This is a genomic window from Sodalis sp. RH20, assembly GCF_047324205.1.
In the GTDB taxonomy this organism is placed as follows: domain Bacteria; phylum Pseudomonadota; class Gammaproteobacteria; order Enterobacterales; family Enterobacteriaceae; genus Acerihabitans.
Genome location: NZ_CP178733.1, coordinates 1238399 through 1265148, shown reverse-complemented (window position 1 = coordinate 1265148; position 26750 = coordinate 1238399). Strand labels below are relative to the sequence as shown.

Below are 26750 nucleotides of genomic sequence, written 5' to 3'. Positions count from 1 at the left end.
CGGATAACGGGATCAAAGCGCTAAGATAATAGCTTCCCTTATTATCTTTCATTGCAAAATTTGCAGTATTTTCCATAAGAAGTCGAGAAAATAATAGAAGTAAGGAGTACGCATACCCGGTTTTTCATGAACCGTATGGCTTTTTTCAAACAGGTACGGCCACCGAGCGAAACTTTTGAGATGGCCGTATCACGGAATGAATCCAGGGCATCCCGCGCAATGCCAGGCGTAGTCGTCTTGGAGGTACAAAGGACAAAATCATAATATCCAATAGCAAGCAAATGCACGGTAGCGCCTTGAGGCTGTTGTAGCTTGCCGGCCCGACGATGACGGTGTGAGTAGGATTACTGGCGCGGATGACGACGAGCGCATCCGCGAGCAGGGCATTCCAGTACCCGGCATCGAGCGAGCGATTTGGTTCATCGGGGATCTCGAACATTACGCCGGCCGGTGCGGCACGATAGTGCGGCGCCACCTAGCCCAGAAGGCAAGAAGTGTCCGGCGACACATGCCAGCATCAGCCCCACAGGGAAGGAAGTCATGTTTGTTCCGAATCACATCAAGATAGGCAGCGCTGGCTTCACGTTCCACGCTGTCGAGCATGGCAATCCAGTTCTTCGGGTCCAGTTTGTCCGTTGTGTCCATAGGGGCGAAGGCCAAAAGGTTGACGCGCACATGACGGAAATCTGCGGCACGGAGCGTGGCGAACAACGCCCAGTGAAAACGAGATTTAGCCGGTTCGGTCCAGAGCAGATCGTAATCCAGCACGTTGCCCCCCACCGCCATAAGCTGTCCATGCGTTTTCAGATAATACGGTGCAGGCAAGAGCGCCGCTGCTGGAGAGGCCTCGAAGATGGTCATTAACAATGTCAGTTGACGAAGTGTAGGAGATGAAAGCAACGGTTCCATCATTAATTATCGTACCAGGACGGCTGTGTAAGGATGATTTTAAATAACGTGTTAATGGCTAACAGCGTCAAACATATGAAATTAATTACTGTTATAGGCTATCAAGTATAAGCCCTGATTTTATGCACTTTGTCTCCTTTTCGATAAAAGTTGTCTTTATTTAACAATAAGCGTCAAAGAAATTGGTTGATAATTATTCCTGGTCATTCAGAAATCGAGGGCCAACAGCACAATCGTCGGGGAATGCCGCCAGCCGTCCCCATAACCTGTCATTTGTTTTTATGGTTTGGAAAAATTTCATGCGGGCTCACATAATCAGCATTTGGCATTTGGCGCGGGCATGTGTGTTGATTTACGCCTGCCTGTATCTTGGCATCGGCATCGCTGCGCTCCTTCCCATCGCTTTGCCAGGCAGCATTCTCGGCATGCTGATCCTGTTCGCGCTATTGTCATCGCAGATCATCCCGGCCGACTGGGTCAAACCCGGCTGTCATTTATTGATCCACCATATGGCCATGCTGTTTGTACCGATCGGCGTTGGCGTCATGCAGTATTTTGATTTGCTGCGGGCACAATTCGACACGGTGGTGATCTCTTGTACCGCCAGCACGCTGATCGTGCTTATTACTGTGAGCTGGTGCTCGCACATTTTGCACAAACAGAATGTTATCCGACGGCGCCTAAAGAGAAACGATCATTTCCGGAAAAACAATCACCCTAAAAAAAACAAAGGAGTCAACCATGTTGCATGACATCTGGTGGTCTCTGCCACTGACGTTGGGAGTGTTCTATCTGGTTCGTCAGTTGGCGATACGTCTGCGCAACCCGTTGTTCAATCCATTGCTGATTTCAATGGTGGTGCTGATCGCGCTTCTCGTCCTCACCGGAATTCCCTACCCGCGCTACTTTAAGGGCAGCGAGGTGCTGAACAGCCTACTGCAGCCTGCCGTGGTGGCGCTAGCCTTTCCGCTATACGAACAATTACACCAAATCAGGATGCGTTGGAAATCAATTATCTCTATCTGTTTCCTCGGCAGTATCGTGGCGATGCTCACCGGCACTTGGTTGGCGTTGAAGCTGGGCGCGACGCCGGCCATTGCCGCCTCGATCATGCCGAAATCCGTTACCACGCCGATCGCCATGGCGGTCAGCGGCAGCATTGGCGGTATCCCCGCCATTAGCGCGGTGTGCGTGATTTTCGTCGGCATCCTCGGCGCCGTCTTCGGGCACACACTGATGGACGCGATGTGTATCCACAACCGAGCGGCACGCGGCATGGCGATAGGGTCTGCATCGCACGCGCTCGGCACCGCCCGCTGTGCCGAGCTGGATTACGTAGAGGGAGCGTTCAGTTCGCTGGCTCTGGTTATCTGCGGGATCATCACCTCGCTAATGGCGCCTTTGCTGTTCCCGTTGATGTTGGCCTTATTCTGACCTGTTCCCGAGCGACACCAAGGTAGCACCGGGAAAAATACCAGTGGGTTAATTGATGAGAATTCGACGATGTTTTGCACATTAATTACAGGAATCGAACAGGCGCAAGCGCTAACCCGCGCCGGTTTTCACCGACGGGCCATGCAATTACGGTGCGATATTGCCGCCCATCCGAACGCCAGCGCAGCGCGGCGCGATCTCGCCTGGCGGCAGATAGCGGAAATGCAAGCTGGGGATGCCCAAATGCAGAAAGCCGCTGCCAGGAAAAAACATGAAGAAATCGAGGAAAAAAAATCCCGGCTGGAGCGGGACCGCTTGCGTATCTTCGAGCTGTTCGCCAAGGGATATACCCCGGTGCAGGTGCGTTCGCTGACTGGTCGATCCCGTTCGTTTGTCGACGAATGCCGCAAAAAGCAGCGCCGCTCATGACGACCGGCGCACGACGTTCAATAGTGGGTCGGCGATACGCCGAACATTTGCCCAAAGGCGAATGTAAAAGCAGCTGTGCTGGAATACCCCAGGTCGAGTGCGACCTGGGTTACGCTGCGGTTATTCTTCAGCATGACGACGGATTCCAGCAGACGCATGTGTTTTTTCCATTCGCCGAAAGTTACGCCGGTCTCTTTTTTGAAACGGCGCGAAAAAGTCCGCACAGACATGCCGGTTTTGGCGGCCCATTGAATAATGCCGTGCGCGGCGTCCGGTGTCGACTGGATCTCCCGGCACACTCTCATCAGCGTGGGAGACGACGGCCACGACAGCGAGAAACCGGCATCCGGCAGCTTTTGCAACTGTGCGATCAAAACTTTAACCAGCATGCCGTCGTGCCCTTCGCTGTCATACTGTTCCGGCACGCTTTCCGTGGCATGGTGAATGAATTCGCGAATGAAATCGCTGATTACCACCACCCGGCAATTGTTGTGGTTGACCGCCACGAAATCGGGCTTGATATACAAGCTTTCCAGCTGGACATCGCCGGTGGTCAGCAGCCGATGCGGCATGTTTTCCGGGATCCACACGCCATAGAACACCGGCACAATCAGCGTCTTGCTTTCAATTTCCACCCGCATACCACCTTCGCGCGAATACAGGAATTCGATGAACGGGTGCTGATGCTGACGGATGAACGTCCCTTTTTGCAACAGACAGGTTCGAAAATAGACCGGGCGCGGCAGCGACAAACGTTCAGGCACCGCAACAAGTTGATTTGTCGCATCTTCGTGAAGTGGGGTTCGAGAAATCTGCAACATAGTATGACCGTTATTCGACATGAATCATTCTTTGATAATAACACAGGGCTATTCGGTTTGCCTGATCATAAAGAGTTCTCAATTTCCATCGATAGATGAACATTCTTTTTAATCATAACAAGGATACTTGAATGGGGAAAAGATTAATGATACTCCGTTATACCACAAAGAGATAACGCCTTATTAACAACCTTAATAGATTTTATTTCCACGAGAGATTGAGACGCTTATTGTCTTTATTAGGTGAATATCAATCTCTCTATGAAGCGTCATTTATATGCAATCGATGTGTTTATCAATTGCATGTGTCATTATTTTATTTGAGGGGTGAGTAAATATATGGAAAGGTTAGGCGATAAGATGAATAATTTCATCATCACATCCATGTCACCGGTTGTCTCAACCTTGATTAATAAGGTTGATGAAAATAGCTTTGAAAGAATTTTCTCCGTCGGCGCCAAATTTGCCGGCTCCAATAAAGACGATTTACTGGCCCTCGCCAAACTTTGTCATGATCGGGATCCGATGCTAAGCAGTTGGATCAGGGCGCTACGAGGATTGAACAAACATGCCCGCGCTAAGTTAATCAAAAACCTGTTGTTCAACCATATGCTCTACGGCGCGAACATTCGCGACCAACAAGGAAAGCACTATTCCACACACATCCCATTTTTAGTGTTGATTTCTCCTACCTATGCCTGCAATCTGCGCTGTAAGGGCTGCTACTCCGCCCTGTACGGTGACCGCTATCATTTCGAAGAAAGCGAAATGATAGATATTCTTCAACAATTCTATGATTTGGGGGTCCGCTTCTTTACCCTCACCGGCGGGGAACCCTTCGTTTATCCCTCTATCATGCGGATCTTTGAAAAATTCAACGACTGCTATTTCATGGTGTACACCAATGGCACGCTGTTGACGGAGTCGCGGGTCAAAAAACTGGCCAAACTAGGCAACGTCGCAACCACTATTTCCATTGAAGGCTGGGAGGAGATGACCGACTGGCGGCGCGGCGAGGGGGTGTTCAAAAAAATCGTCGAATCCTACCATCGTCTGCATGACGAGGGTCTGATGTGCGGCGCTTCTATAATGGCTACGCGTAAAAACCACGATCAACTGATGAATGACGACTACTGGCGCTTCATCAGCGAACTGGGTGTGGAATACGTGTGGGTATTCCAGTATATGCCCATCGGACGCGACGCCACCTTCGATCTGGTGCCGACACCGCAGCAGCGTTACGAGCGATTCCATAAGATTGAACAGCTGCGACTGTCCGGTCAGTTCGCTTTCATTGCCGACTTCTGGAACCACGGTTTCCTGGTGAATGGCTGTATGTCGGGCGGCGCCAATTATTTGCATATCAACGCCAAAGGTGGCGTCGAACCCTGCGTGTTCCAGCAGTACGCAGTGGATAATATTCGGGAGAAGAGTGTGATAGACGTGCTGCATTCGCCGTTCTTCGAAGGGTTCAAGCAGCAAATCCCGTTTAACACCAACCTGATGCAGCCGTGCCCAATTATTGATAACCCGGGAAAATTCCGGGAACACATTCTGAAGCACGGAGCCAAACCACAGCATGAGGGTAGCGACAGCTATTTCAAATTTAGTCATGAACTGGATGAACTGGCGCAGGAGTGGAAGAAATATGCTATTAAAATCTGGGATCAGGAGGGTTATAGTGAACACTATAAAGCTGAAATCGGGCAATATCGATAACGGCAATATCACCACCGCAAGATAATTTCTCGTGCTTTAAACCTAAAAATTCGGGCTGTCCGCCGCGTATTCCGCGCGAAAGCCGGCTCGTTTCCGTTGCTCACGCCTTGTCGTCGAGCGACGGTGCCAACAGCATTTGGTTATTCTCACCCAAGTCGGCATAGGTTTCGGGCAGCGTCCAGACGCAGCAGCAGCATTGCAGGTGCGTCAGCATCACCGGGTAGCCGCTCAGATTCAGGCGCCGAGGCTTGTCAAGTGCATTTGAAACTTGAGAATTCGTGCCCACCGAAGCGCAGCTTTGTTCGAGATGTTTCGCCAACTGGATCGCAAATGATGAGCGATGAAGTGGAGTAAAAATTGAGCTCAATAAGTTGATGCAAATATAGGAGATATATCTATACACCTTACGCAGCGTTAAAATTAATTATGGACATAAAGTAATTATTCGAATTAATTGATGGATTCGAATGATCACGGTCACTGAAGCACTATCTGTCGATGCTGATCGACTATTAAGCTAAGTCATGGTGTTTTGGCAGGGGCAACTCCATTGTATTGAAGCTCCGTTTAACATGAAGCTCACTGCTGCATCAGGAGTCCGTCTTTGCAATTTTTTATCCGAAGGGAGTAAAGTGATAACTTCTTCATTTATTCATATCAGGAGAACATAATGTATCAGTCAATTTTATTACCTGTTGATATCAGTGAACATGAGCTAACAGTGAACGCGTTAAAAGAGGCGGCCTACCTGATGGAAAAATCGCAGGCCAGTCTGCGTCTTCTGTATGTGATATCCACGATGCCGGACTACTTTTTAAGCCACTTCAGTGCATTGACACTGCAGTACGAGGATACAGTGACGGAAGATATTAAACAGCAGTTGGATATCTATGCGAAATCATTGACTCTGCCCGCGGACAGGCTCACATCTAACGTACGCCAAGGCGCTATTTATGATGAAATATTAAAAGAGGCTGATGAAATTAATGCTGAGCTCATTATTATCGGATCCCGGCGCCCCAGTATGTCAACTTATTTGCTGGGATCTAACGCCGCCGCTATAGTCCGTCACGCTAAAACCTCCGTACTGGTAGTGCGTTAACACCATAGACATTCCCCGAGCTCAGACCGAAGGCTCCTCCCCAGTCAAGGTGAGCACCATTGAGGAAATAGCCGCCCGCAATTATCGGACGGTTTATGATGCGCTGGCATCACAGACGCCAAGCATCGAGATGACCCTGGGAGAGGATTATGGCAATACCTGGCAGCCCGCAGCGAATGCCCTGGACCTGAGCGGACTGGGATAAAATCATACGTGGGTATTAATCAGCTGGCCGTCGAGGACAAATTTCTCGCCAGGATCGGGTTGTCCAAATTCGCCCACAGCTATCCCGCCGCCTTGTTGGGATGAATATGGATGAACCTTTTGGTGCCCTGGATGCACAAACGAGAGTCCTGATGCAGGAAATCTGCTGAATATATGTCAGGAGAGTACAGGCCACCGTGCCGTTCGTCACCCACGATATCTACGAAGCGATTTTTTTTCGGCAATCGGATTACCGTAATGAGCGCGTCCCCCGGCACCATCCTTGAAGAGCTGTCGGTCAACCTGCCCCCGCCCCCACGCGTTCGACAGCATGACGTATCTCGTTTTTATGGCGCTGCGCCAACGCTGCCTGGCATTATTAACATATGAAAACCGTAAAGCCTTTAATGAAAAACATCATTGAATCCGCTAATGACGTTGGCTGATTATGCGGATTCCGGCAATAATAAATAGTCGATTCGTGGCAAAAGAAATTCACACGCGCTACCTGACGAAAGAAAAATAACCATAACAATCAATTGACGAATCAATTTCTTCATATTAAAACGGATATATTATAGGTTTTGATGCCCTGTTTTTCCCATGAAAATCCAGATGTCATGAGAAAAACCAGGCGAAACGTGCGCTGTGCGTTTGACTATTATCTGATCTTTACCAGCACTTGCATCGATGCCAAAATCGTTGTATAAATTTTATGCAAGTTGTTGTGAACTACACCTCCAGACAGCTCGGGGCTAAAAGACTAGACAGACCGCTCTCACGGTTTTGTCCCTCTCAAGGCTAAAGCCTGCGTTACATCCAGCAGTATGGACGCACTTCGAAAAGTTTGAATGGTGATGTTTTAGTTGTAGTGCGATACCACCCCTTCCGTTATGCGGGCATTTTTCCTATGTTCGCCCTTTGAGACCGGCAGTTGTGCCGGCCTCCTCTTTTATTGCTTACCATAAATTTTTTTATCCCTGCGTTTTATCGTTTGCCCCTGCGACCCCTGTGGCTGCAAATCTTTTCCTTCAATTTCGCCCATTTTACCTTCCATTCCACGCCATACTTCTGCCCTTGCCCGTGTCACTTCGGCCACACCCTCCACACCCTCTAACCTGTAAGTATATTGCTTCAGTAAGTTAAAAAGTTCTGACTACAAGAATTTTGCCGATGCTGATCAAGGCGATATAAGCCGGCAAATAATGAGACTGCCGTAGGTATGCAATCTTATCGAGTCCGACTCAGAAGTGTACGCGACATCTTAGCAGACCCGGATTTGTTTCAAATTCCCAACCGTTTCGGATTGACGGTATGTTGTGTGCCAGCGCCCTGCACCAAAAACGGTCACGGTAGGCAACGTACGCGCAATCAGAGGTATGGAGTACTATCCCTCGTTCACGTAACGACGGCAAAAAAGCGCTTTATCATCAAGAAGATATATACGAGTATTTACAAAAATATATGCTATTGACGGCGGCGATGTGATGGTATCTTTTATTACTGATATTTATGATAACGAGAGTTCTGGTAATGGCATTGCTCAATTTGTCATCAGGTTACGTTAACGGCAGTGTAATGGTAACTCGACGATACATAGCAGAGACACTTTCAATCAGTGTGCCTTGCCCTGTCATTGACGCTGTGGACATCATTGTCATTCAACCCAGGCAGTATAAGACGCAAAGCAGAGTTAATCCGGTCTAAGAGCAGTTCGTTGCTTACTACCACTGTTTTACCTAATAAGGCACGGAAATGCAGATCTCCCATTGCAGCACTGAAAATTGTCATGGACAAATATTCAGGGTCGCCGATTATCAATCCAGGTTCAGATGCCTTCAAGCGAACCAGTCCTGTGGCTAAATAAGCTTGGCTTGTTCGCATAATTCGCTCATGAAAATCTTCGGCCAGACTCGGCGACCGCCCGGCTTCTGAAATCAACAAGCGTGCCAGAAGAATTTGTCTTGGCAGCAATATGTACTGCATCATCGCCAACAAATCGGTTCGAAACGCCTCCCTGGGACAGGCTGCCGCCTCGCACATTTTATCGTGGTTAAGGGGGAAGGCTATTGTATCGCTGAATAGCGCCACCAGCATATGTTCCTTATCGGGGAAGAACCCATAAACCGTCCGTTTCGACATACCGGCAGCGCGGGATATCCCCTCCATCGTGGCGGCACCATAACCCTCAGTCATGAAAATTCGTTCAGCCGCCGCCAGAATACGTCTACAACGTTCCTCAGCAGTACAAACCTGAGGGCGTCCAAGTTTGGCTTTGACTTGGCCCCCAGGTATTTTGGCTAATCCGGTGCTTGACATTAAGAAACGATTCCGTTTTTATTTATTTAAAAAACGATATCGTTTTTTAAGGATTAGTGCAATATATCTGTCTGTAAGCATCCATTAACGAAAAGGTGAGATCTTGGCCCGTTAATCTATAGCCTTTTGAATTTTAAAAAAACTACCCTCGGAACCCAGTCATTCCGGAGAATTTTACGAGATCGGGCAAGCGATCCATACCACACCTGCCCGTCAACTTTCGGTATTTTTTATGAAAAGGTCGTATATGCCCATGCCAGCGGAAAACATTTCAAATCAATTGCTGCAAGAAGAAATTGCCCTAATTATCGGTTTGTCAGTCATGGAACTGATGCGTAAAAAAGAAACACTCTCTGCGCAGGAAGACGTGAATAATACCCATCATGTCGCCCACTATTCTGTGCGATTTATCATGGATAACCTAGCGTAACCAGACACCCATGCTGTACCACAAGGGAAAAGCCATGGCTGAAGCCGATACCATCTACAGTCTGCTGTACTGGCTAGATAACCACCTTGACCTGCCGCTTAAGCTCGACAATGTCGCAGCAAAATCGGGTTATTCAAAATGGCACCTGCAGCGCATGTTTCGTTATGTGACTGGCCAAACGCTGGGCGCCTATATCCGGGCGCGCCGGTTATCCCGATCAGCCGTGGCGCTACGTGTTAGCAGTCGTTCCATTTTAGATATTGCTTTACAATACCATTTTGATTCCCAGCAAACATTTACCCGTGCGTTCAAAAAACAATTCGGGATCACGCCGGCCGTTTATCGTCAGTCCGCCGATTGGCCGTCAAAAGGCCTTTGTCCCCCCATTCGCATGGAGGCGGCCACATGGCCACAACCGGATTTTATCAAGCTCCCAGATATGTCATTGATGGGGGCGCCCCAGATTTATCACACATCACTTGAACACCTCAGTCGCTTTCTGCATTCTGACCTGCGTTTGTATTTCTGGCAGCAGTTCCTGGACAAAGTCAATACTGTGCCACCATTCCTCTATGGATTGCATCGCTTAGTGGCGGGAGCGGCCAATGATATAGAACAGGATATCACGTTGCATTACACCACAGCCGTACCAGCAAAAGAGTATATAACATGTATGCCGATGGCTGGACCGGTGATGATAGAAGGTGGAGATTATGCGCAGTTTACCTATGAAGGGGCCATTGAAGGATTTCAGGATTTTATTATCCTGATCTACGATACCGCCGTGCCGCTATTGGGATTAACCCGCCGCCAAGGACAGGACATTGAGCGTTTCTCTCTAGGCCAACAGGTAAAGGCATTTCCGGAAAGCATTGTGCGATGTGATTATCTTATCCCCATTCTTCGGTGAAATTAATGTTATTTTAACATGAGTATTTCTTTACCGTTGCATGTCATAATCTCAGATTATCCTGGCGCCGTTTCAAAGCAAGACAATGCAAAACTGCCGATTTCTTCTAGAAAAATTTGCCAATTCAGACATAGCGGAAACATGGATAAGCGAGCGATCTTTTACGATAATGAACAACAGGCTGACTTTTAACTTTCATTTCACAGTGCTAATCAAAAAAGCCAGAGAAAGCTCCGGCCGTTCAGCAGTAGTACGTTGGCATCAAACTCACAAGTATCACTCCCTGCCTCGTAGTGCCAGGGTCATTTGGCACACGCGAGGCGGTAAAATATCATCAATAAAAGCGGTGCCTCAGGTATTAAGAAAATAGACGTTAGCCACCATTCGAGGAGAGTTGTTGCATTCTTCCCGATAAACAGTCGCTTGAGTGTCTTTTTCTGGCAATATTGGCATTTCATCCTTCTAGTTAGTTCAGACAAAAAAGTATGACCACTATTAAATCTTTGCCATTATTGGCTGCAACCAGGACCTTTTGGGTTTCTGTAGACATCCATTCTGATTAATAGTTTGATTAATCCCTGCCGTAATGAATGGGGTCATCCTTGTGCAACTCATCATAAAGCGGCGGATAATAAATATAGTCCGAGATTGGTTGGGAAAACCAAGCTAAACACACCACACAAAATGCGCATATTAATGCGATCATTGACAAGCTTTTTCCCCATATACCTGTGAACGATAGGAGTTCCCACATTAAAGAAACCCCTTGCCCATTGGGGGAAGACAGATAAAAATCAACTATGGACAGAAACATCACTGACGCAACCAATCCGCCAATTGTTCGTCGTTCTTCGTTCACCTGCTGCCGATTTCTCTGATGTTCCTCGTAACGACGCATGAGAAACTCATCGTGCTGACGTAAGGCGAGTTTTCTGACGCGTTCTGCTGGTACCTCTCCATAGAAAGGTTCGCGAAACTCGTAGCCGAAAGTCTTGGGAAATGAGGAAATCAACTTCCAGGCGATCCCTTGGAACACAGCAAATATAGTGGGAAAGCCAATAGATGCCAGCAAGCAAAATGACATCGCGGCTGCGACACGAAATCCAAAATCCCGCCACAGATTCAAGGACTCATCTGTCCAAAATAATAAACCATGGTGTTCACGCAAGAGTAAGGCGATGTCAACAAACAGCACGACACAAGAAAATTTCAACGCCCATTGCCATTCCCAAGCCTTTTCAATGACACCAAAACGTGGAATAGAAGGTTTTTCATCTTTTTTTGTTTCTTGATCATATGACATAAGTTACGCACCTCCTCAGTAAATAAACGGATTTTCATCGAAGCTTCGCCGCCCTTACACTTACGCCAAGCTTGGCCATAAACAACCAAGTCAAAAGACCGGAATAGAACAGGCGATGCGCATATCTATTCATGTTCAGCATGAATGTCCTGTCAATGTATGGATGCTTTCATTGACTAAGGTGCTTAGGTTATTACCTGTTTTATCACCATTCATAGACTTTGATTTTAATTGGCCCTTCCATTAAGGCGACAGGTTCATGTTTAGTTCCTCGATTCGCTCAAAAATTTTGCCCTAAACGTTTCGAAAAAACAACACAGTGAAATTGGACAATTATCGGTACCTAGTTTTGACCTGCTCCCACTGGTTAAGCCATCGTCAGATTAGTAATGTTTTGTTTTCCGATGCTGCTAGACAGCGTGGCTTCAGGCAGGGCAATCAGAAGTGACGAGGGACAAATCCACATATGCCAGAATGAAGGAAAATAGATTTCAGCGGATTGAAATGCCGCTGATTTAGGCTAATAGTTGCTAACCATAGCCAGTTTAATCAGTTAATTAACGCCCGCCTCGCCGGTAAGATAACTTTATGTATCCTTTTATTACCGGAGAAACGCTCCATGATACCATACAAAACCCTGGTTATGGGCCTGCTTATCTCGACGCTGGGGGTGGCCAACGCCGACGAGAGCGCCACATTTCCCCAGAAACCGGTCAAAATCATTGTACCGGTGGCGGCTGGCGGCAGCGCCGATAAACTCACGCGCGTGCTGGCGGAAAAACTCAGTGAGAAATGGGGCCAGTCGGTTATTGTGGAAAACGTCACCGGCGCCAGCGGCACTATCGGCAGCGCCAAGGTGGCAAAGGCGCCCGCCGACGGCTATACCCTGCTGCAAACCGGCGAAGCATTAACGCTGAACGCGCTATTATTCAAAAAATTACCCTACGATTCCGCCACCGCCTTTGCGCCGGTGATCAAAGCCGTGGTCAATCCACAAATCCTGGTGGTTAATCCCGATCTCGGCATCGATACGTTTGCGCAATATGTTGCCGTTACCCGGGACAAACCCGGCACCATCAGCCTTGGGCTGCCCACCAACGGCGGCATTGCTCAAATCGCCCATGAAATGCTCAATCAGCGGACCGGCGGCAAGGTGACCTATATTCCTTATCCCGGCGGCGGACCGGCGGCGGTGGATGTTATCGCCGGCCATACCAACGCCACGCTGATTACCCTGGCTGCGGTGACCGAATATGTTAAAAGCGGACGGTTAAAAGCGCTCGCGGTGACCACGGCGTACCGGTCGCCGGCGTTGCCCGAGGTGCCGACCATGGCCGAATCAGGCCAGCCGGGTTTTAGCGTCGAAAGCTGGCAGGGTTATCTGGCGCCGGCCGGCACGCCCACCGCGATTATCGATCGGTTGAACCACGATTTCGCCGAGGTGCTGCGTTCTCCCGGGGTTAAGCAGGAATTGGAAAACCTGGGTTACGGCGTGAAGGCCAGTACGCCGCAAGAGCTGGCCGAAACGCTGTCTGGCGATGCGACGCGTTATGGCAAAATCGTCCGCGACGCGGGCATCAGTATTCAATGATCGCGATTCCACGAATATAAGACTTAAGGTGGCAGGATGTGAGTATCTCTTCTCAGACCAGCGCCGCGGCGCGCCGTGGCGGCGTACCGGCCATACGCCATCAGCAGAATTTCTGGTCCGGCTGTTTTTTTTTCGCGGTCGGCGGCGGTTTTAGCGCGCTGGCGGCGCAATACCCGATTGGCGCCGCTTCCCGGATGGGCGCGGGGTTTTTCCCGCTCCGCCTGGGCATCTTATTGGCGGCATTCGGTCTGCTGGCGATTTTTTCATCATTGTCATGGTCGTCGCCCCGCCGCGATCGCGCGTCCGCCGCGCCGTCGTGGCGGGCAGGAAAATTGGCCTGGATATTGGGCGGGACCACGGTGTTCGCGCTGTTGCTTGAACCTGCAGGGCTGGTGATTTCGCTATCGCTGCTGGTGATGATTGCCAGTAAAGCCAGCAACCAGTTCACCCTTAGCGGCACGCTAGCCAATGCGGCCGTACTGGTGACGTTGAATGTGGCGCTGTTTATCTGGGGACTGGACCAATTAATCCCGGTCTGGCCTGCGTTTATTACCCACTAGGGTTTGGTTATGGCGTTATTAGCGCATCTGATGCTGGGTTTCAGTACCGCGTTGTCTTGGGAAAACCTGCTCTATTGCTTTGTCGGCTGTACGCTCGGCACCCTGATCGGCGTGCTGCCCGGACTGGGGCCAGTGGCGGCTATCGCCATGCTGCTGCCCGCCACCTATGCCCTGCCGCCGGAAGCCGCGTTGATTATGCTGGCCGGCATTTATTATGGCGCGCAATACGGCGGATCCACCACCGCCATCCTGCTGAATATTCCCGGCGAATCCGCCTCGGTGGTCACCACCATCGACGGCCATCAAATGGCGCGGCAAGGCCGGGCCGGCGTAGCGCTGGCCACCTCGGCCATCGGGTCGTTCTTTGCTGGCAGCGTCGCCACGCTGGTGCTGGCGGCCTTTGCCATACCCTTGACGGAAGTCGCTTTTCGCTTCGGCCCGGCCGAGTACTTCTCGCTGATGTTTCTCGGACTTATCGGCGCGGTGGTGCTGTCGTCCGGCTCGCTGCTGAAAGCGCTGGCCATGATTGTCCTGGGGCTGCTGCTGGGATTGGTGGGCACCGATATCAATTCCGGCGCCCAACGCTTTACCCTGGATATTCCGGAACTATCCGACGGGCTGAGTTTTGTCGCGCTGGCGATGGGCATCTTCGGTTTTGCGGAAATCATCCGCAATCTGGAGGATAACGACGGCAAAGCGGTCAACGTCAGCAAAATTTCCACTCTATGGCCGGATAAAACCGATTTTAAACGTATGCGACCGGCTATTTATCGCGGCACGCTGCTCGGCTCGATACTGGGATTATTACCCGGCGGCGGCGCGACGCTGGCATCCTTCTCGGCTTATGCGTTGGAGAAAAAAATCAGTAAATACAGCGCCGAATTCGGCCATGGCGCCATCGAGGGCGTAGCGGGACCGGAAGCCGCCAATAACGCGGCGGCGCAAACCTCGTTTATCCCCCTGCTGACGCTGGGTATTCCCTCCAACGCCGTGATGGCGCTGATGGTGGGCGCGATGATGATCCATGATATCCAGCCGGGGCCTCAGGTGATGACCAATAATCCCGCGTTATTCTGGGGGCTGCTGGCCTCGATGTGGATCGGCAACCTAATGCTGGTGATCCTGAACCTGCCGCTGGTAGGCCTTTGGGCCAGCCTGCTGCGTATCCCCTACCGCTACCTCTACCCGGCGATCCTGGTGTTTTGCTGTATCGGCGTGTATTCGGTGCAAAACGCGGTGTTTGACGTACTGCAGGCGGTCGGTTTCGGCCTGCTGGGATACGTATTGTTAAAACTGGACTGTGAACCCGCTCCGCTGTTGATGGGATTCGTCCTGGGTCCGCTGCTGGAAGAGTATTTCAGGCGCGCCCTGCTATTGTCCCATGGCGATTTGAGCACATTTGTCACCCGCCCGCTGTCGGCGTCCCTGCTGGCTGCCGCCGCCGGGCTGATCCTGCTGGTCGCGCTGCCGGCCATACGCCGCACCCGGCGGGAGGCGTTTCGGGAATAAACGCGGTTTTCCCGCTTTCAAGCGCCAAACCTTTCACTCACTCACGGGGGTAGAACCATGACTACGCTGGACATATCGGGCTCGCGCCGCCAGGAAGCGGTAAATGAAACATTGCGGGACATCCGCGGCATTCTCGGCGGGCAGGCGTTATCCCGATCGCTGCTGGAATACGTGACCCGGCGCCTGGAACGACTGGCACAAAATGAAGGCCTGTTCAGCGCGCGCGATTTTCCCGCGCCGGCGGCCGGGGGCGAATCCTCCGCGCGCTACCGTCTCAACGCGGATGACGGGGACAACGACATCGCGCTCTACTTGAACGTGCTATTGCCGGATAAAAACTCGGTGCCGCATAACCATACCACCTGGGCCGCCATCGCCGCCGTCGAAGGACAGGAACTGAACCGTATCTACGAACGCCGGGATGATCGTAGCCGGCCGGACCGCGCCGAGCTGCACTTGCTGCGCGAAATAGTGGTCGAGCCGGGTACGCCCATCGCCTTCCTGCCGGACGATATCCATAGCATTCATGTCACCGGTAATCATACGACTCGGCATTTGCATTTGTACGGACGCCCGCTGGAAACGCTGGTGCGACGGGTGGCGTTCGATCCGGCCACCGGCGCGATCGCCAATTATAACGCTACCCAGATGGCGCCCGACGGGGGCAAGGCATGACCGGAAAACCGCTGCAGCCACAGCCGCCCCTGCGGGCGGAAACGTTATTGATCCATAGCGGCGCGCCCGTGCCGGATCCCGCCGGCGCCGGGCCGGTCAATGTTCCGGTGGTGCGCGCCAGTACGGTGCGTTTCGGATCGGTCGCCACCATGGCCGACTATCATCGCCGGCGCGAGGCGGGGGAACGCGTCGCCAGCTATGGCCGTCACGGACTGGACACCCACCAGACGCTGGAGGAAGCGGTCACCGCGCTTGAGGGCGGCTATCGCGCGTTCCTGACGCCTTCCGGCCTGTCGGCGATATCCCTGCTCTTTATCGCGCTGGCGTCACCGGGCGACCATATCCTGGTGGCGGACGGCGTCTATTCGCCGGTACATCGTATCAACCGGGCGCTGCTGTCGCGGTATGGTATTAAATTGCAATATTTTTCACCGTCCGGGGACGATCTCGCGGCATTAATCCGGCCGAATACCCGGCTGGTTTACCTGGAATCCCCCGGGTCGCTATTATATGAAGTGCTGGATTTACCAGCAATTGTCGCGCTGGCCCGCCGGCGCGGGATTCTGATGGCGACGGATAATACCTGGAGCGGAGGCTATTTTTTTAAACCCCTGGCGCTGGGCGCCAATATTTCGCTACAGGCGGCCACCAAGTATCTGGCGGGACATTCGGACGTGATGCAGGGCGTCGTGGTGGTCGACAGTCCCGAACTGGCGGCGCGAATAGGCGCCGCCTACGACGCGCTGTGATTGACGGTGGGCGCGGACGATGCGTATCTCACGCTGCGCGGTATCCGTACCTTGGCGGTACGCATGCCGCGCCACCAGATCAATGCCACCGAGGTGGCGCAGCATTTGGAACTTCATCCCGGGGTGGCGCGGGTTTTTTATCCCGCCCTGCCGTCGGATCCGGGCCATGCGTTATGGCGACGCGATTTTACCGGTGCCAGCGGGCTGGTTTCATTGGCCGTGCGCCAAACGGCGCCGGACTTTGCCGCGGCGTTCGTGGACGCGCTGACGCTGTTTGCCATCGGCGCCTCCTGGGGCGGCTACGAAAGCCTGGCGACCATCGCCGACTCGTCGGCGCTGCGCAAGCATAGCAGTTGGCAAGGCAACACGGCGCTGATACGCCTGCATATCGGGTTGGAAAACCCGCAGGATTTGACGCGGGATATCGATCGCGCACTGGCTATCGCCGCGGGTGCGGGGGAATAATGGTCCCGGCGCCCGGCGACGATGCGCCATTAGGGCGCCGTGGCGCTGATAACCTGGAATTGCAGCTCGGCGCCCGGACGGCCAAGCTGCTCCACCAAGCCTATTTCCCAGGCGAGATAATCACGAAACAACCTTTCCCGGCGCTCGGGATCGCTGACGTTATAACCGCCATAACGCGCGTCGTCTTCGCCGGTAAGCACGTCTTGCCCGCCTTGCTCCGTGGGTAAGCCGGCCGCGACCCAGGCGTTGGCGCCTCCCAGCAGCGCCGCGGCCGGCAGATTGCGCCGCCGCAGCTCGCCGGCAATCTGCCGGGCCAAAACGCCGTCGCGGGAGGTCAGAATCACCCGCCGCGGCGCGAAGCGCGGCAGCCACTCCAGTAACCGCTGCGGCGCGATAAATTTAGCTCCCGCGCTATGTTGCCTGGCAAAGCTCAGGCTGTTATCGACATCAATCAACACCGCCGATCCGTCGGCCAACAGACTGTCGGCCCGCTGCGGGGTAAGCAGGGCTACCTCCGGCGCGCGGGGATCGCGCCGCACGCGCACCGGCTCGCTGCCCGCTTCCACTATGCTATCCGCGGCGGGCGCATAAAGATAAATGTCATAACCGCCAAGCTGCAGCAGCCAAGCCGCCGTGCCCTGGGCGCGCACGCCGTCCCAATCGGCAATCACGATCCGGGCGCCCCGGGTGGCCAGGAAACCATCGGTGGCCTGAACCAGCTGTCCGCCCGGCGCCCAGCGGAAACCCGGTAGATGCCCCGCCTCATATTCCTCGCGGGTGCGGATATCGAACCGGTATAACGTTCGTTCCGCATCGGCGACGAAATCAGCCAGGCCTGCCGCGTCAATGGTCGCGACGCCCGCCCGCCTCGCCAGGCGCGCGGCCCCCGCGCGCGCCGCGTTGATATGTTGCGCGGTCGGCTCGGGAAGCTCCGTTCGCCGTGCGTGTTCCAGCTGATGGCCGGCGAGCAGCCAGTCCATAGTGCCGTTTTTAAGCGCCACCACCGGATTGGGAATACCGGCGTTAATCAACGTCTGGGCGCCGATAATGCTGCGCGTGCGGCCGGCGCAGTTCACCACCACCAGCGTTTGCGGGTCCGGCGCCAGTTCACGGATACGATAGGCCAGCTCGCCGTTCGGCAGGCTGTGCGCCCCAGGCAGGCTGAAATGATAAAATTCCTCAGGCGTGCGCCCGTCGACCACCACCAGCTTCTCCCCCGCGGCTTGGCGCCGGCGCAGCTCGCCGACATCAATATGCGGGGTTCCCGCTACCGCTTCAACGACCTCGCCCAGCGCCTTGCCGGGCACATTTTCATCGATAAAGACTTCAAATCCCGCCGCACGCCACGCGGACGTGCCGCCATCCAGCACCGCCATATCGCTATAACCCAGATAATGGAGTTTGTCGGCCGCCGCGTCGAGCAGCGAGCCGTCCTCGTCGGTCAATACCACCCGGGTGGTGGAGCGGGGCACCAGGCGATCGATAAGCAGTTCCAGCCGCCAAAGCGGCGCGCACGCCGCCAGCAGCAGATGCCCGTGGGTAAACAAGCCGTATTCGCGCACGTCGAGCAGCGCGATCTCTCCGGCGCGGGACAGTTCATCGCGCAGCTGCGGCGGCGTCAGACGATCGGGACGTATCGGGCGGGTTTGAGACGCAAGCATAGCGGTTTCCTCCTGGTTCGGGAAATAAGATGATCTGTCAGGCCGGCATGGCCCTTACTTAATGGTGATGCGGTCCGCTTTTTGATATGCGGTTTTGGTTAATTCCTGGCCGATACCGGGTAGTTCAGGTACGGCAAAATGTCCGTTAACCGGTTGATAATTATGCTCGCATAACTCAATATAACCGGGGATTAAGGTTTTTTGATGATGTTCATGAATAATAAAATTGGGGATTGCCGCTTCTAAATGCAGCGCGGCGGCGGCGATAACCCCCGAACCCGCGATATGGACCTGCACCGTGCTTTCGTAGATATGCGCCAGTTCGCTGATTTTTTTTACCTCGCTCAGCCCGCCGCTGGTGCCTAAATCAGGCTGGACAACGTCCAATGACCGGTCGGTAAGAAAAGGCAGGAACCCCCAGCGGGAATAAATACGCTCGCCGGAGGCGATGGGGATATTGATTTTTTCTTTGGCCAGTTTATGCAGTTTAGGATTCAGCGGCGTATTAATTTCCTCATAATAAAAAATAGAAAATTCCTCGATGGCCTTAGCCAGCTGGATGCTGCTGGTGATATCGGTACGGGCGTGGTTTTCAATAATGATATCCACGTCGGGACCGACTTCTTCCCTGATAGCCTTTACTCTGTCCCGCGCCAGGCGCAGGGTGGCGTTCGGCAATGGCCCTTCCAGCCTGCCGGCGTTTTTCCCCTGCTGATCAAACATGATTACGTCCACCTTTACCGCATCAAAACCCGCATTTAGCGCGGTTCTGGCGTTGGCGGCATACTCTTCCGGATGTACGGCTGGCACGCGCTGGGATGACCATCCCAATTGTATTTGCGAGGCGTAACTGCGGATTTTATCGCGGGTTTTACCGCCCAACAATTGATATACCGGCACCCCGAGAGCTTTGCCTTTGATATCCCATAAGGCGATATCTATGCCGCTGATGCCGCCAAAAATGACCGCGCCCCCGCCCTGCCCCCAGAAGGTTTCTTTAAATAACGTTTCCCAAATGGCTTCGATATTAAATGGATCTTTGCCAATAATGTGCCTGGCTAAATCCTGAATAATGCCGAACGCCGCCCTGCCCGCCGAACCGTATGCCAGGCCCACTTCCCCCAAACCGTAAATGCCCGCATCGGTATCGATGCGCACCAGCACGGGACGCTGCCCCTTGTGGCCATCGGTGGCAATTTCGTGGATATGCAATACTTCAACTTGCGTAATTTTCATAACAGGGACCTCTAATGTCATAATAGTATTTATCCGCTGGATAACAGGCGGGATTTCAGGGTTTACAATGCCGTATAAAATACCTGTCGCTAAAAAGCATTCGCGGTTACGCTTGATGGAATTCAATGCGCTTTGGCATAATTCAACCTTGTCTTGGCAATAAAATGATTTTCCAATAGCTTGAAAATTTTCTGGATAAAAAGAGTTATGGCCCAAAAAAACATCCCGGCGGCGAGAAAAGCTTCAAAATAGCGGCCGTTGTCATCGGCCAGCAGGCTCGCCTGCCCGTTCATTTCAATAATAGTTGCCCCAAACGCCAGGGTGGTGCTGTGGACCAGGCCGATAAACAAGACGCAGAAATTGGGCAGGCAGAGCACGGCGGACTGGGGGACCACTACCCGGCGTAAAATTTGCCATATCGTCATGCCGACGGAATGGCCGGCTTCGATTTCCCCCCGCCTGATGCCGGCAACACCGCCACGCAGCGACTCCGACAGCGAAGCGGTGACATTAAAGGTCAGCGCAACCACCACCGACACCGCCGGTGAAAAATGGCGGACGCTGAATTCCATGCCCAGCGCATCGGCCAAGGTTTTCAGCAATATCGGCAGGCCAAAAAAGCACAATACGATTTGCAGATAAAGGGGAATTCCCCGCGCCAGGGAAATATAAAAATCAATTACCTTAATCAGAAAACGAAGCCGATAAAACCGGATCACCGTAATCACCACGGCCAGGAGTAATCCCAGCGCAAAAGCGTTGGTTGCCAACATGATATTGACCGGCAGCTTGTAAATAACTTCTTTCATCACCAATAACATAAAATCCAGGTCAAAACGCATTGCTTAACTCCAGGTAATCCACACATCTGATTGACGACGTCTTATACCGCTATTGATAACTCAGCCGCAGCGACCACTTTTCCATCACTTTAAAAAATGAACTCAGGATGAGATAAAAGAGATAATAGATAACCGTTACCGCCAGATAGCTTTCAAAATTATGTCCGGTAGATTGTCCGATAACCTGCGCCTGGCTCATCAGGTCCACGACGCCCACGGAAAAAGCAATCGAGGTACTTTTGATGGCGCGCAAATACGTGTTCGCCAAATTGGGCAAAAGCACCCGCATGGCTTGCGGCATAATAATTTGCCTTAATGCCGTCAAGGTGGTAAGCCCGATGGCAAAGGCTGCCTCAAACTGGCCTTTGCCTACGCTGTTAACCGCGCCGCGGATATACTCGGACACCATAACCGCGTAATGCAAACCAAAGGCCAGAACCACAAAATAAATCCCGTTGGTTCTGGTGAAATCGATACCTAGCGGCAGGAATATTTCCGGCAAGCCAAAATAAAACAGAAACAGCAAGGTGAGCAGCGGCATGCCAAGGACAAATGACACTATTAGCGTTACCAGCCTGGACAATACTGGAAACGGGAAGATTTGCAGTAAGGCGAATAAGACGCCCAGCACCAGACTGGCGGCAATGCAAATAAACAATAAGAAAAGAGTTTCGGGTATAAAGGGGATCAGCCGTGGAAAAGCGGCAAAAACATAATGTATTTCAAATAGCTGTCCCATATAACGGCTCTCTTATCGGTTTATTTGATGCCGATATTGTTTTTGGCTGAAGGATTTATAGGCCGATCATCGAATTATCCCATAGATTATTGCGTCAGGTTTTTTTCCGCCTGCAGGTCGATCCTGGCCGGATAATCTTCGCTTAAAAACTGCCGCGACAGCCGGCTCAGCGTACCGTCCGCCCGTAGTTGAGCAATGACCGCACTGACATCATCCCTTAATTGCTTATCATCCGGCCTGAACCAAAAATATGCGTTTGGATCATTATCCGGCGTGCCTGCCACACCCCCCACCGGCTCGCCAACGTACTTTAATTTATAATTTTTATGGACCGCATTAAACTGCGGCACATTAAATACCGGTGAAATAACGGCATCGACCTGTCCGTCGGCAAGCAACGTCAGCATTTCCGGACTATAGACAATCTCGATATTGGCATTATGGGATTTAATATACTGTTCCATTATGCCCGCCTGGCCTGAGTTTTTATTCTGGGCGATGCGTTTACCTTCTAAATCCGCCAAAGAATGAATCTGGGTATTGGCTTGCGGCACCGTAATTACATAAGGCGTCCAGTTGTGGGCAACGCGGGTGCGGATAGCATTTTTTTCGCGTACTTCATTGCGTCGCAGATTGCCTTGCACCATATCCACCTTATTGGTCAGCAGGCTGGGAAACAGCGAGCGTTGCTCGAGATAACGGATTTCAAATTTATATTGCGGCAGCTCCTTGAAGACACGTTTTAACACTTCCGCTTCCAGGCCGGTGTAATTGCCGTTTTCATCCACATACGCCACCCCCTGGAAGCCATTGCGGGCGCCGACGATAATGTCCCGGGGGGCAGGGGCGGCATTAGCCAACAGAGCGGAAAACGCTATAGCGCATAGCGCTACAGGCGCTATTTTCTTTATGAAATTATTCATTTATTTTACCCTGGCTGTCATCAATATAATGGCTGGCGGCAAAGCCGGCGTCAGATCTCATAGGTAAGCAATGGGGCAGTACGTTTGAGAAATTTTTTGGTGCGCTCCTCTTTCGGCGCATTAAAAATTTCCGCCGGTGGCCCTTGTTCTATAATGTGGCCGTGATCCATTACCAGGATGCGGGTGGCGATCTCCCTGGCGAATTGCATTTCATGGGTCACTACAATCATGGTGACGCCCTGTTTCGCCAGCCTGGCCATAACGAATAATACTTCGCCGACTAACTCTGGATCCAACGCGCTGGTCGGTTCATCAAATAAAATGACATCCGGATTTAACGCCATTGCCCTGGCGATACCGACCCGCTGCTGCTGGCCGCCCGACAGCTTTGACGGATAGCTGTCGTATTTGGCTGACAGGCCCACGCTATCCAGCAGGCTTTTCCCCTGCGCGATGCATTCTTCCCGTCCGCGTCTTTGTACAACAAGCGGACCTTCAATCACATTTTGTAAGGCGGTTTTATTATTAAATAAGTTATAAGATTGAAAGACCATGGCGATTTTACGACGGAACCGCAGGATGTCTTTTTTACCTGAAGACCCGATATCGACCTCCGCATCGCCGATGCGCATCTTTCCAGTGTCAGCGCGCTCAAGAAAATTCAGGCAGCGTAACAGCGTCGTTTTGCCCGACCCGCTGGGGCCAAGAATCACCACCACCTCTCCTTTTTTAATCGCGAAACTGATATTATTTATAACCTTTTGTTTACCAAAATGCTTGGTGATATTATTTACCTGCATCATAATGCTTATCGTACCCCATAAAATAAACCTTCAGCAGGTGCATCTATGCTAATGCATCCCCAATCTTTTTTATCAGGACATTATGCTCGGGGATATCGGAGCTTTCTTTGCCGTAATAAGCATACTCGACAATATGCTCCGGTCCGATAATAAAGGTTGCCGGCAACTGCAGCTCATTGCCTTCATATTTTCCATGGGTAAAACCCAGCGTTTTGGCCGTTTGTACCCTGGCTTGATGTTCCAATGTCCTGCCGTTGTCGGGATCCCGCGATCCAATCCCGTAAGCTTTATATAAGGTCTGTTCCGGGTCCAATACCAGCACGAAGGGGATATCTTCCTGCTTGAGCTCGCTGGTAATGGTTGCGGCGCTGCTTTGCAATACCACATACACTTCCACGCCGGCCTGCTTGAACTTCGGGTAATCCAGAATAAGATTATGTATTTCCAATTGGCAGGTTGTGCAGCCAAAATAACGCAGGAATAACAACAGCGACCGTTGGTTTTTGGTCTCGGTGAAAAAATCTTTTTTACCGTCCCAAGGAGATGCAAACACAAAATTATGTGCCTTCTCGCCGATGCCTATCTGTGTCACATCTTATCCTTATCATTCCGTAGTTAATCATTTTATAGGGTAACTAGTAGGACTTCACCTTTTCATGGACTTTAATACGTGTCAAAGAACAATTTTAAATAATGAAATGCTATTTTCTCAATAGATAATAACGAGAAACCTTAATGTTATTAGATAGCATATTATCACCCGATTGAAATATTTTCTTTTTTTTCGCATCATACAGTTATGCCCCACCGGACTTTATGAGTTGACATCGCTATATTCAGGTTAATTAATTTCACTCATTGTTAAATTTTAGTGGTGATAGAACAATATGTTACCCACGCATGATGCTCATTATTTTCATATCGATATGCGGAAAGATTGGTTGGTTTCGCTGAGAAATTCCTTATATTTAATATAGTGATTCTCTGGGAAAGTAGAAAACCGTTATGGCGAATAAATTTACGTGCACCGAGTGTAACTTTCTTAACTGCCAAACTCGGGATAAAGAATTCCCCAGAAAATGTTTGACCACGTCGGCGGATAATGAAGCCGTTTTGCGTGCAAGCCTGGACTTGTATCACGACGATCCGATGATATCGAGGATAATGCTGGCATCCGCACAGGTTGAAGGTCAATATTACGGCCAATTAACCCGAGTAGAAGAAATTATTGTATTTGCCAAAAAAATCGGCGCTAAAAAAATCGGTGTGGCATCCTGTGCCGGATTAATCAAGGAAAACCGCATCTTTGCCAATATACTGCGCGCCAATGGTTTGGACGTGTTCGGCGTTTTATGTAAAGTGGGTGCGCAAGACAAGTGCGACGTCGGTATTGCCGAGCAGGATAAAATCAAACCAGGCAATTACGAGGCCATGTGCAACCCTGTTATGCAGGCTAAATTATGCAATCTGGAACAAACGGATCTTAATGTTATCAGCGGCCTGTGTGTCGGGCATGATTCATTATTTATCAAGAATTCCGACGCGCCGGTAACTTATCTGATAGTGAAGGATCGTGTCCTGGCCCACAATCCCATCGGTGCTCTAAATACCGGTCATTCGTATTATAAGCGCCTGCTGGATGGTGTGAAATTAAATGAGGAAGATGCAAAAATATGAATAAGGAAATAACCCATCCGGCCAGCACGTGGTTAAAGTTGATGGCGGCTATGACATTGGCGGCATTATTACCTGTTACCGCCAGGGCTGACGCTACCCTGGATAAAATAAAGTCGCGCGGCAACGTGGCGATTGGCGTTTTGGTGAATGGCGGCGATTTTGGCTCAGTGGATCCGCAAACCCGACAGTTGATTGGCTGGAATCCGGAGCTGGCACGCAAACTGGCGAAGGATCTGGGGGTCGGGGTCGAATTGGTGCCGGTGCAAACCGCCACGCGTACGCAATTTTTAATTGCCGGCAAGGTCGACTTGCTGATTGCTTCCATGGAGCTTAATCCGGAGCGAGCGGAAAGTATGGGCTATGCCCCCACGCCTTTTTATCGGGTAGGCGGAACCGCCCTGACGCTGAAAAACAGCGGCATCGCCAAATGGGAGGACCTGCGCGGAAAAACTGTTTGCGTGTCCCAGGGCAGCAGTTTCGCCAGGCCGCTGGAAACGGAATACGGTGCCGTGACCAAGGGCTTCAAGAGTTCCGCCGATTCGCTACTGGCGCTGAAAGGCGGGCAATGCGTGGCGGCCGTTCACGACTCCACATTGCTGCAGCCCCTGGTGCGCAAAGGCGGGGAATGGGCGGACTATCACGCGCCGATTGCCGATGAAATCCTGCCCGCCGATTCGGTGGTATGGACGCGCAAAGGCGAAACGGACACCATTACCGCCGTTGATCGGGTAATTCAGTCCTGGCACCGGACCGGCTGGTTAATCGAAACGGAAAAAAGACTGGGGATTACCCCGCCGCAACCGTTATTACAGGAATTGCACAAAAAATTCCAGGGCAGTTAACTTTTTAACCAAACGAAAATTGGCTTAGTGGGATGTTATGAAAACACTTTTTCCGCTTCACCTGCTGTTGGCGGCCGTTCTGCTGCCGTTTATTTCCCCGGTGGCCAGCGCGGACGCGACGCTGGGTAAAATCAAGGATCGTGGGAAAATAGTGGTGGGGGTGGACGGCGCCAGCCCGCCGTTCGGCTTTCTGGATCCCGCGACCAACCAGACCGGCGGTTTTCAAACCGAGCTTAGCCGCAATATTGCCAACCGCTTGGGAGTCGAGCTGGAGGTGGTGCCGGTTACCGCCTCTACGCGAGTTCAATTCCTGCAGTCCGGCAAAGTCGACCTGCTGATTGCCAATATCCAGTGGACCCAGGAGCGCAGCGAGTCGCTAAGTTATGCCCCTACACCCTATAATCTGGTCGGCGGCGCGGCGCTGGTGCGTAAAGAAAGCGGTATTTCCAAGTGGGAAGATCTTAAAGGCAAAGTGGCCTGTGTCTCCCAGGGCAGTAACTTTGCCAAGCCACTGGAGGAATACGGCGCCATTGTCAAAGGGCTGCGCGGCATTCCCGAATCGCTGCTGGCGCTGAAAGGTGGCACCTGTGTCGCCTCGGTACATATCTCACCGGCCATGCATCAGGTACTGGTGGGCGATAGCGCGGCGGAATGGGCCGATTACCAGATCGCGACGAAAGATCAATTGATCCCTTCCCCTACGGTTATCTGGACCCGGCGCGGAGAAAAAGACACCCGCAACTTTGTGGACAGCGTGATCCGTGACTGGCACAAGACCGGCTTATTAGTGGATTTCGCCCACAAATACGGTGTCCCAGACGAGTATTTTACCGATGCCCACCAAAAAGCCCTGCGCGGAGAATTCGACGCAGCACCGGCTGAACCGGCGGATAAATAA

At 51.8% G+C, this 26750-nt stretch carries 29 protein-coding genes and 1 pseudogene; 16 read left to right on the top strand and 14 right to left on the bottom strand.

Annotation, left to right across the window (positions count from 1 at the left end):
* Positions 1-145 precede the first annotated feature (145 nt).
* The gene (locus ACL2XM_RS05880) at positions 146-439 is read right to left on the bottom strand and encodes a hypothetical protein (RefSeq protein WP_413730018.1); all 294 of its coding nucleotides are present in this window, start codon (positions 437-439) and stop codon (positions 146-148) included.
* Positions 439-912 (bottom strand): hypothetical protein, encoded by a 474-nt coding sequence (locus tag ACL2XM_RS05875; protein WP_413730017.1) that lies wholly within the window; start codon positions 910-912, stop codon positions 439-441. The genes ACL2XM_RS05880 and ACL2XM_RS05875 overlap by 1 nt, the downstream gene beginning before the upstream one ends.
* 296 nt (positions 913-1208) lie before the next feature.
* On the opposite strand from ACL2XM_RS05875, the gene ACL2XM_RS05870 reads away from it, so the two are divergent.
* The 3 genes from ACL2XM_RS05870 (at position 1209) to ACL2XM_RS05860 (ending at position 2772) form a co-directional block, all read left to right on the top strand.
* Positions 1209-1661, top strand: coding sequence for a CidA/LrgA family protein (locus ACL2XM_RS05870; RefSeq protein WP_413731042.1), 453 nt, complete (start codon positions 1209-1211; stop codon positions 1659-1661).
* Complete coding sequence (locus tag ACL2XM_RS05865; protein ID WP_413730016.1) at positions 1651-2343, top strand: CidB/LrgB family autolysis modulator; 693 nt, start codon at positions 1651-1653, stop codon at positions 2341-2343. Before ACL2XM_RS05870 ends, ACL2XM_RS05865 begins: the two co-directional genes overlap by 11 nt.
* 69 nt (positions 2344-2412) lie before the next feature.
* On the top strand, positions 2413-2772 hold the full coding sequence (locus tag ACL2XM_RS05860) for a hypothetical protein (RefSeq protein WP_413730015.1): 360 nt from the start codon (positions 2413-2415) through the stop codon (positions 2770-2772).
* Positions 2773-2789: 17 nt separating this feature from the next.
* Here the strand turns inward: ACL2XM_RS05860 and ACL2XM_RS05855 are convergent, their stop codons facing one another.
* A complete protein-coding gene (locus tag ACL2XM_RS05855; RefSeq protein ID WP_413730014.1) occupies positions 2790-3614 on the bottom strand; it encodes a helix-turn-helix domain-containing protein in 825 nt (274 codons plus the stop codon).
* Between the two features lie 339 nt (positions 3615-3953).
* Between ACL2XM_RS05855 and ACL2XM_RS05850 the strand changes: the two genes are divergently transcribed.
* Positions 3954-5312 carry a radical SAM protein gene (locus ACL2XM_RS05850; RefSeq protein ID WP_413730012.1) on the top strand — a complete coding sequence of 453 codons (1359 nt, stop codon included), beginning with the start codon at positions 3954-3956 and terminating at the stop codon, positions 5310-5312.
* A gap of 100 nt (positions 5313-5412) precedes the next feature.
* Here ACL2XM_RS05850 and ACL2XM_RS05845 read toward each other — a convergent pair whose 3' ends face one another.
* Entirely contained in the window at positions 5413-5631 is a 219-nt protein-coding gene (locus ACL2XM_RS05845) for a hypothetical protein (protein WP_413730011.1), read from the bottom strand.
* Between the two features lie 351 nt (positions 5632-5982).
* Here ACL2XM_RS05845 and ACL2XM_RS05840 point away from each other — a divergent pair, with 351 nt between their 5' ends.
* Positions 5983-6414: a universal stress protein gene (locus ACL2XM_RS05840; RefSeq protein ID WP_413730010.1), complete on the top strand. Its 432-nt coding sequence runs from the start codon at positions 5983-5985 to the stop codon at positions 6412-6414.
* 49 nt (positions 6415-6463) lie between these two features.
* The gene (locus ACL2XM_RS05835) at positions 6464-6619 is read left to right on the top strand and encodes a hypothetical protein (RefSeq protein WP_413730009.1); all 156 of its coding nucleotides are present in this window, start codon (positions 6464-6466) and stop codon (positions 6617-6619) included.
* Positions 6620-7570: 951 nt separating this feature from the next.
* On the opposite strand, the gene ACL2XM_RS05830 is transcribed toward ACL2XM_RS05835, so the two are convergent.
* Together ACL2XM_RS05830 and ACL2XM_RS05825 are read right to left on the bottom strand one after the other, a co-directional pair.
* Positions 7571-7717: a hypothetical protein gene (locus tag ACL2XM_RS05830; RefSeq protein WP_413730008.1), complete on the bottom strand. Its 147-nt coding sequence runs from the start codon at positions 7715-7717 to the stop codon at positions 7571-7573.
* Between the two features lie 512 nt (positions 7718-8229).
* Positions 8230-8937, bottom strand: a complete 708-nt coding sequence (locus tag ACL2XM_RS05825) for a TetR/AcrR family transcriptional regulator (RefSeq protein ID WP_413730006.1) — start codon at positions 8935-8937, stop codon at positions 8230-8232.
* A 253-nt stretch (positions 8938-9190) separates the two neighbouring features.
* Between ACL2XM_RS05825 and ACL2XM_RS05820 the strand changes: the two genes are divergently transcribed.
* Both ACL2XM_RS05820 and robA read left to right on the top strand, forming a co-directional pair.
* Positions 9191-9367, top strand: a complete 177-nt coding sequence (locus ACL2XM_RS05820; RefSeq protein WP_413730005.1) for a hypothetical protein — start codon at positions 9191-9193, stop codon at positions 9365-9367.
* 34 nt (positions 9368-9401) lie between these two features.
* Positions 9402-10277 carry an MDR efflux pump AcrAB transcriptional activator RobA gene (gene robA / locus ACL2XM_RS05815; protein WP_413730004.1) on the top strand — a complete coding sequence of 292 codons (876 nt, stop codon included), beginning with the start codon at positions 9402-9404 and terminating at the stop codon, positions 10275-10277.
* Positions 10278-10848: 571 nt separating this feature from the next.
* On the opposite strand, the gene ACL2XM_RS05810 is transcribed toward robA, so the two are convergent.
* Positions 10849-11580, bottom strand: coding sequence for a hypothetical protein (locus tag ACL2XM_RS05810; RefSeq protein WP_413730003.1), 732 nt, complete (start codon positions 11578-11580; stop codon positions 10849-10851).
* A 619-nt stretch (positions 11581-12199) separates the two neighbouring features.
* Here ACL2XM_RS05810 and ACL2XM_RS05805 point away from each other — a divergent pair.
* From ACL2XM_RS05805 to metC, 5 genes and pseudogenes are all read left to right on the top strand, one after another.
* On the top strand, positions 12200-13171 hold the full coding sequence (locus tag ACL2XM_RS05805) for a tripartite tricarboxylate transporter substrate binding protein (protein ID WP_413730002.1): 972 nt from the start codon (positions 12200-12202) through the stop codon (positions 13169-13171).
* Between the two features lie 38 nt (positions 13172-13209).
* The gene (locus ACL2XM_RS05800; protein ID WP_413730001.1) at positions 13210-13731 is read left to right on the top strand and encodes a tripartite tricarboxylate transporter TctB family protein; all 522 of its coding nucleotides are present in this window, start codon (positions 13210-13212) and stop codon (positions 13729-13731) included.
* Positions 13732-13740: 9 nt separating this feature from the next.
* A complete protein-coding gene (locus ACL2XM_RS05795; RefSeq protein ID WP_413730000.1) occupies positions 13741-15240 on the top strand; it encodes a tripartite tricarboxylate transporter permease in 1500 nt (499 codons plus the stop codon).
* Between the two features lie 57 nt (positions 15241-15297).
* Positions 15298-15915 (top strand): cysteine dioxygenase, encoded by a 618-nt coding sequence (locus ACL2XM_RS05790; RefSeq protein ID WP_413729999.1) that lies wholly within the window; start codon positions 15298-15300, stop codon positions 15913-15915.
* A pseudogene (gene metC, locus ACL2XM_RS05785) lies at positions 15912-17129 on the top strand (cystathionine beta-lyase). Before ACL2XM_RS05790 ends, metC begins: the two are co-directional and overlap by 4 nt.
* 29 nt (positions 17130-17158) lie before the next feature.
* Here metC and ACL2XM_RS05780 read toward each other — a convergent pair.
* From ACL2XM_RS05780 to ACL2XM_RS05750, 7 genes are all read right to left on the bottom strand, one after another.
* Positions 17159-18790 carry a rhodanese-like domain-containing protein gene (locus ACL2XM_RS05780; protein ID WP_413729998.1) on the bottom strand — a complete coding sequence of 544 codons (1632 nt, stop codon included), beginning with the start codon at positions 18788-18790 and terminating at the stop codon, positions 17159-17161.
* Positions 18791-18844: 54 nt separating this feature from the next.
* Positions 18845-20026: a mandelate racemase/muconate lactonizing enzyme family protein gene (locus tag ACL2XM_RS05775; RefSeq protein ID WP_413729997.1), complete on the bottom strand. Its 1182-nt coding sequence runs from the start codon at positions 20024-20026 to the stop codon at positions 18845-18847.
* A 122-nt stretch (positions 20027-20148) separates the two neighbouring features.
* Positions 20149-20868 (bottom strand): amino acid ABC transporter permease, encoded by a 720-nt coding sequence (locus ACL2XM_RS05770; protein WP_413729996.1) that lies wholly within the window; start codon positions 20866-20868, stop codon positions 20149-20151.
* 49 nt (positions 20869-20917) lie between these two features.
* Positions 20918-21607 carry an amino acid ABC transporter permease gene (locus ACL2XM_RS05765; protein WP_413729995.1) on the bottom strand — a complete coding sequence of 230 codons (690 nt, stop codon included), beginning with the start codon at positions 21605-21607 and terminating at the stop codon, positions 20918-20920.
* A gap of 86 nt (positions 21608-21693) precedes the next feature.
* Positions 21694-22530 carry a transporter substrate-binding domain-containing protein gene (locus ACL2XM_RS05760; RefSeq protein ID WP_413729994.1) on the bottom strand — a complete coding sequence of 279 codons (837 nt, stop codon included), beginning with the start codon at positions 22528-22530 and terminating at the stop codon, positions 21694-21696.
* A gap of 50 nt (positions 22531-22580) precedes the next feature.
* Positions 22581-23333, bottom strand: a complete 753-nt coding sequence (locus ACL2XM_RS05755; RefSeq protein WP_413729993.1) for an amino acid ABC transporter ATP-binding protein — start codon at positions 23331-23333, stop codon at positions 22581-22583.
* A 43-nt stretch (positions 23334-23376) separates the two neighbouring features.
* The gene (locus ACL2XM_RS05750; protein ID WP_413729992.1) at positions 23377-23925 is read right to left on the bottom strand and encodes a peroxiredoxin-like family protein; all 549 of its coding nucleotides are present in this window, start codon (positions 23923-23925) and stop codon (positions 23377-23379) included.
* Between the two features lie 491 nt (positions 23926-24416).
* Here ACL2XM_RS05750 and ACL2XM_RS05745 point away from each other — a divergent pair, with 491 nt between their 5' ends.
* The 3 genes from ACL2XM_RS05745 to ACL2XM_RS05735 are packed head-to-tail and all read left to right on the top strand — an operon-like array spanning position 24417 to position 26750.
* Positions 24417-25010 (top strand): DUF1847 domain-containing protein, encoded by a 594-nt coding sequence (locus tag ACL2XM_RS05745; RefSeq protein ID WP_413732581.1) that lies wholly within the window; start codon positions 24417-24419, stop codon positions 25008-25010.
* Positions 25007-25852: a transporter substrate-binding domain-containing protein gene (locus tag ACL2XM_RS05740; protein ID WP_413729990.1), complete on the top strand. Its 846-nt coding sequence runs from the start codon at positions 25007-25009 to the stop codon at positions 25850-25852. The genes ACL2XM_RS05745 and ACL2XM_RS05740 overlap by 4 nt, the downstream gene beginning before the upstream one ends.
* Before the next feature lie 37 nt (positions 25853-25889).
* A complete protein-coding gene (locus ACL2XM_RS05735; RefSeq protein ID WP_413729988.1) occupies positions 25890-26750 on the top strand; it encodes a transporter substrate-binding domain-containing protein in 861 nt (286 codons plus the stop codon).

What these genes read in the sequence shown, in the direction of transcription:
- ACL2XM_RS05880 (WP_413730018.1), bottom strand. Translation starts at nt 439, where the DNA reads ATGTTCGAGATCCCCGATGAACCAAATCGCTCGCTCGATGCCGGGTAC.
- ACL2XM_RS05875 (WP_413730017.1), bottom strand. Translation starts at nt 912, where the DNA reads ATGATGGAACCGTTGCTTTCATCTCCTACACTTCGTCAACTGACATTG.
- ACL2XM_RS05870 (WP_413731042.1), top strand. Translation starts at nt 1,209, where the DNA reads ATGCGGGCTCACATAATCAGCATTTGGCATTTGGCGCGGGCATGTGTG.
- ACL2XM_RS05865 (WP_413730016.1), top strand. Translation starts at nt 1,651, where the DNA reads ATGTTGCATGACATCTGGTGGTCTCTGCCACTGACGTTGGGAGTGTTC.
- ACL2XM_RS05860 (WP_413730015.1), top strand. Translation starts at nt 2,413, where the DNA reads ATGTTTTGCACATTAATTACAGGAATCGAACAGGCGCAAGCGCTAACC.
- ACL2XM_RS05855 (WP_413730014.1), bottom strand. Translation starts at nt 3,614, where the DNA reads ATGTCGAATAACGGTCATACTATGTTGCAGATTTCTCGAACCCCACTT.
- ACL2XM_RS05850 (WP_413730012.1), top strand. Translation starts at nt 3,954, where the DNA reads ATGAATAATTTCATCATCACATCCATGTCACCGGTTGTCTCAACCTTG.
- ACL2XM_RS05840 (WP_413730010.1), top strand. Translation starts at nt 5,983, where the DNA reads ATGTATCAGTCAATTTTATTACCTGTTGATATCAGTGAACATGAGCTA.
- ACL2XM_RS05825 (WP_413730006.1), bottom strand. Translation starts at nt 8,937, where the DNA reads ATGTCAAGCACCGGATTAGCCAAAATACCTGGGGGCCAAGTCAAAGCC.
- ACL2XM_RS05820 (WP_413730005.1), top strand. Translation starts at nt 9,191, where the DNA reads ATGCCAGCGGAAAACATTTCAAATCAATTGCTGCAAGAAGAAATTGCC.
- robA (WP_413730004.1), top strand. Translation starts at nt 9,402, where the DNA reads ATGGCTGAAGCCGATACCATCTACAGTCTGCTGTACTGGCTAGATAAC.
- ACL2XM_RS05810 (WP_413730003.1), bottom strand. Translation starts at nt 11,580, where the DNA reads ATGTCATATGATCAAGAAACAAAAAAAGATGAAAAACCTTCTATTCCA.
- ACL2XM_RS05805 (WP_413730002.1), top strand. Translation starts at nt 12,200, where the DNA reads ATGATACCATACAAAACCCTGGTTATGGGCCTGCTTATCTCGACGCTG.
- ACL2XM_RS05795 (WP_413730000.1), top strand. Translation starts at nt 13,741, where the DNA reads ATGGCGTTATTAGCGCATCTGATGCTGGGTTTCAGTACCGCGTTGTCT.
- ACL2XM_RS05790 (WP_413729999.1), top strand. Translation starts at nt 15,298, where the DNA reads ATGACTACGCTGGACATATCGGGCTCGCGCCGCCAGGAAGCGGTAAAT.
- ACL2XM_RS05780 (WP_413729998.1), bottom strand. Translation starts at nt 18,790, where the DNA reads ATGCTTGCGTCTCAAACCCGCCCGATACGTCCCGATCGTCTGACGCCG.
- ACL2XM_RS05775 (WP_413729997.1), bottom strand. Translation starts at nt 20,026, where the DNA reads ATGAAAATTACGCAAGTTGAAGTATTGCATATCCACGAAATTGCCACC.
- ACL2XM_RS05770 (WP_413729996.1), bottom strand. Translation starts at nt 20,868, where the DNA reads ATGCGTTTTGACCTGGATTTTATGTTATTGGTGATGAAAGAAGTTATT.
- ACL2XM_RS05765 (WP_413729995.1), bottom strand. Translation starts at nt 21,607, where the DNA reads ATGGGACAGCTATTTGAAATACATTATGTTTTTGCCGCTTTTCCACGG.
- ACL2XM_RS05760 (WP_413729994.1), bottom strand. Translation starts at nt 22,530, where the DNA reads ATGAATAATTTCATAAAGAAAATAGCGCCTGTAGCGCTATGCGCTATA.
- ACL2XM_RS05755 (WP_413729993.1), bottom strand. Translation starts at nt 23,333, where the DNA reads ATGATGCAGGTAAATAATATCACCAAGCATTTTGGTAAACAAAAGGTT.
- ACL2XM_RS05740 (WP_413729990.1), top strand. Translation starts at nt 25,007, where the DNA reads ATGAATAAGGAAATAACCCATCCGGCCAGCACGTGGTTAAAGTTGATG.
- ACL2XM_RS05735 (WP_413729988.1), top strand. Translation starts at nt 25,890, where the DNA reads ATGAAAACACTTTTTCCGCTTCACCTGCTGTTGGCGGCCGTTCTGCTG.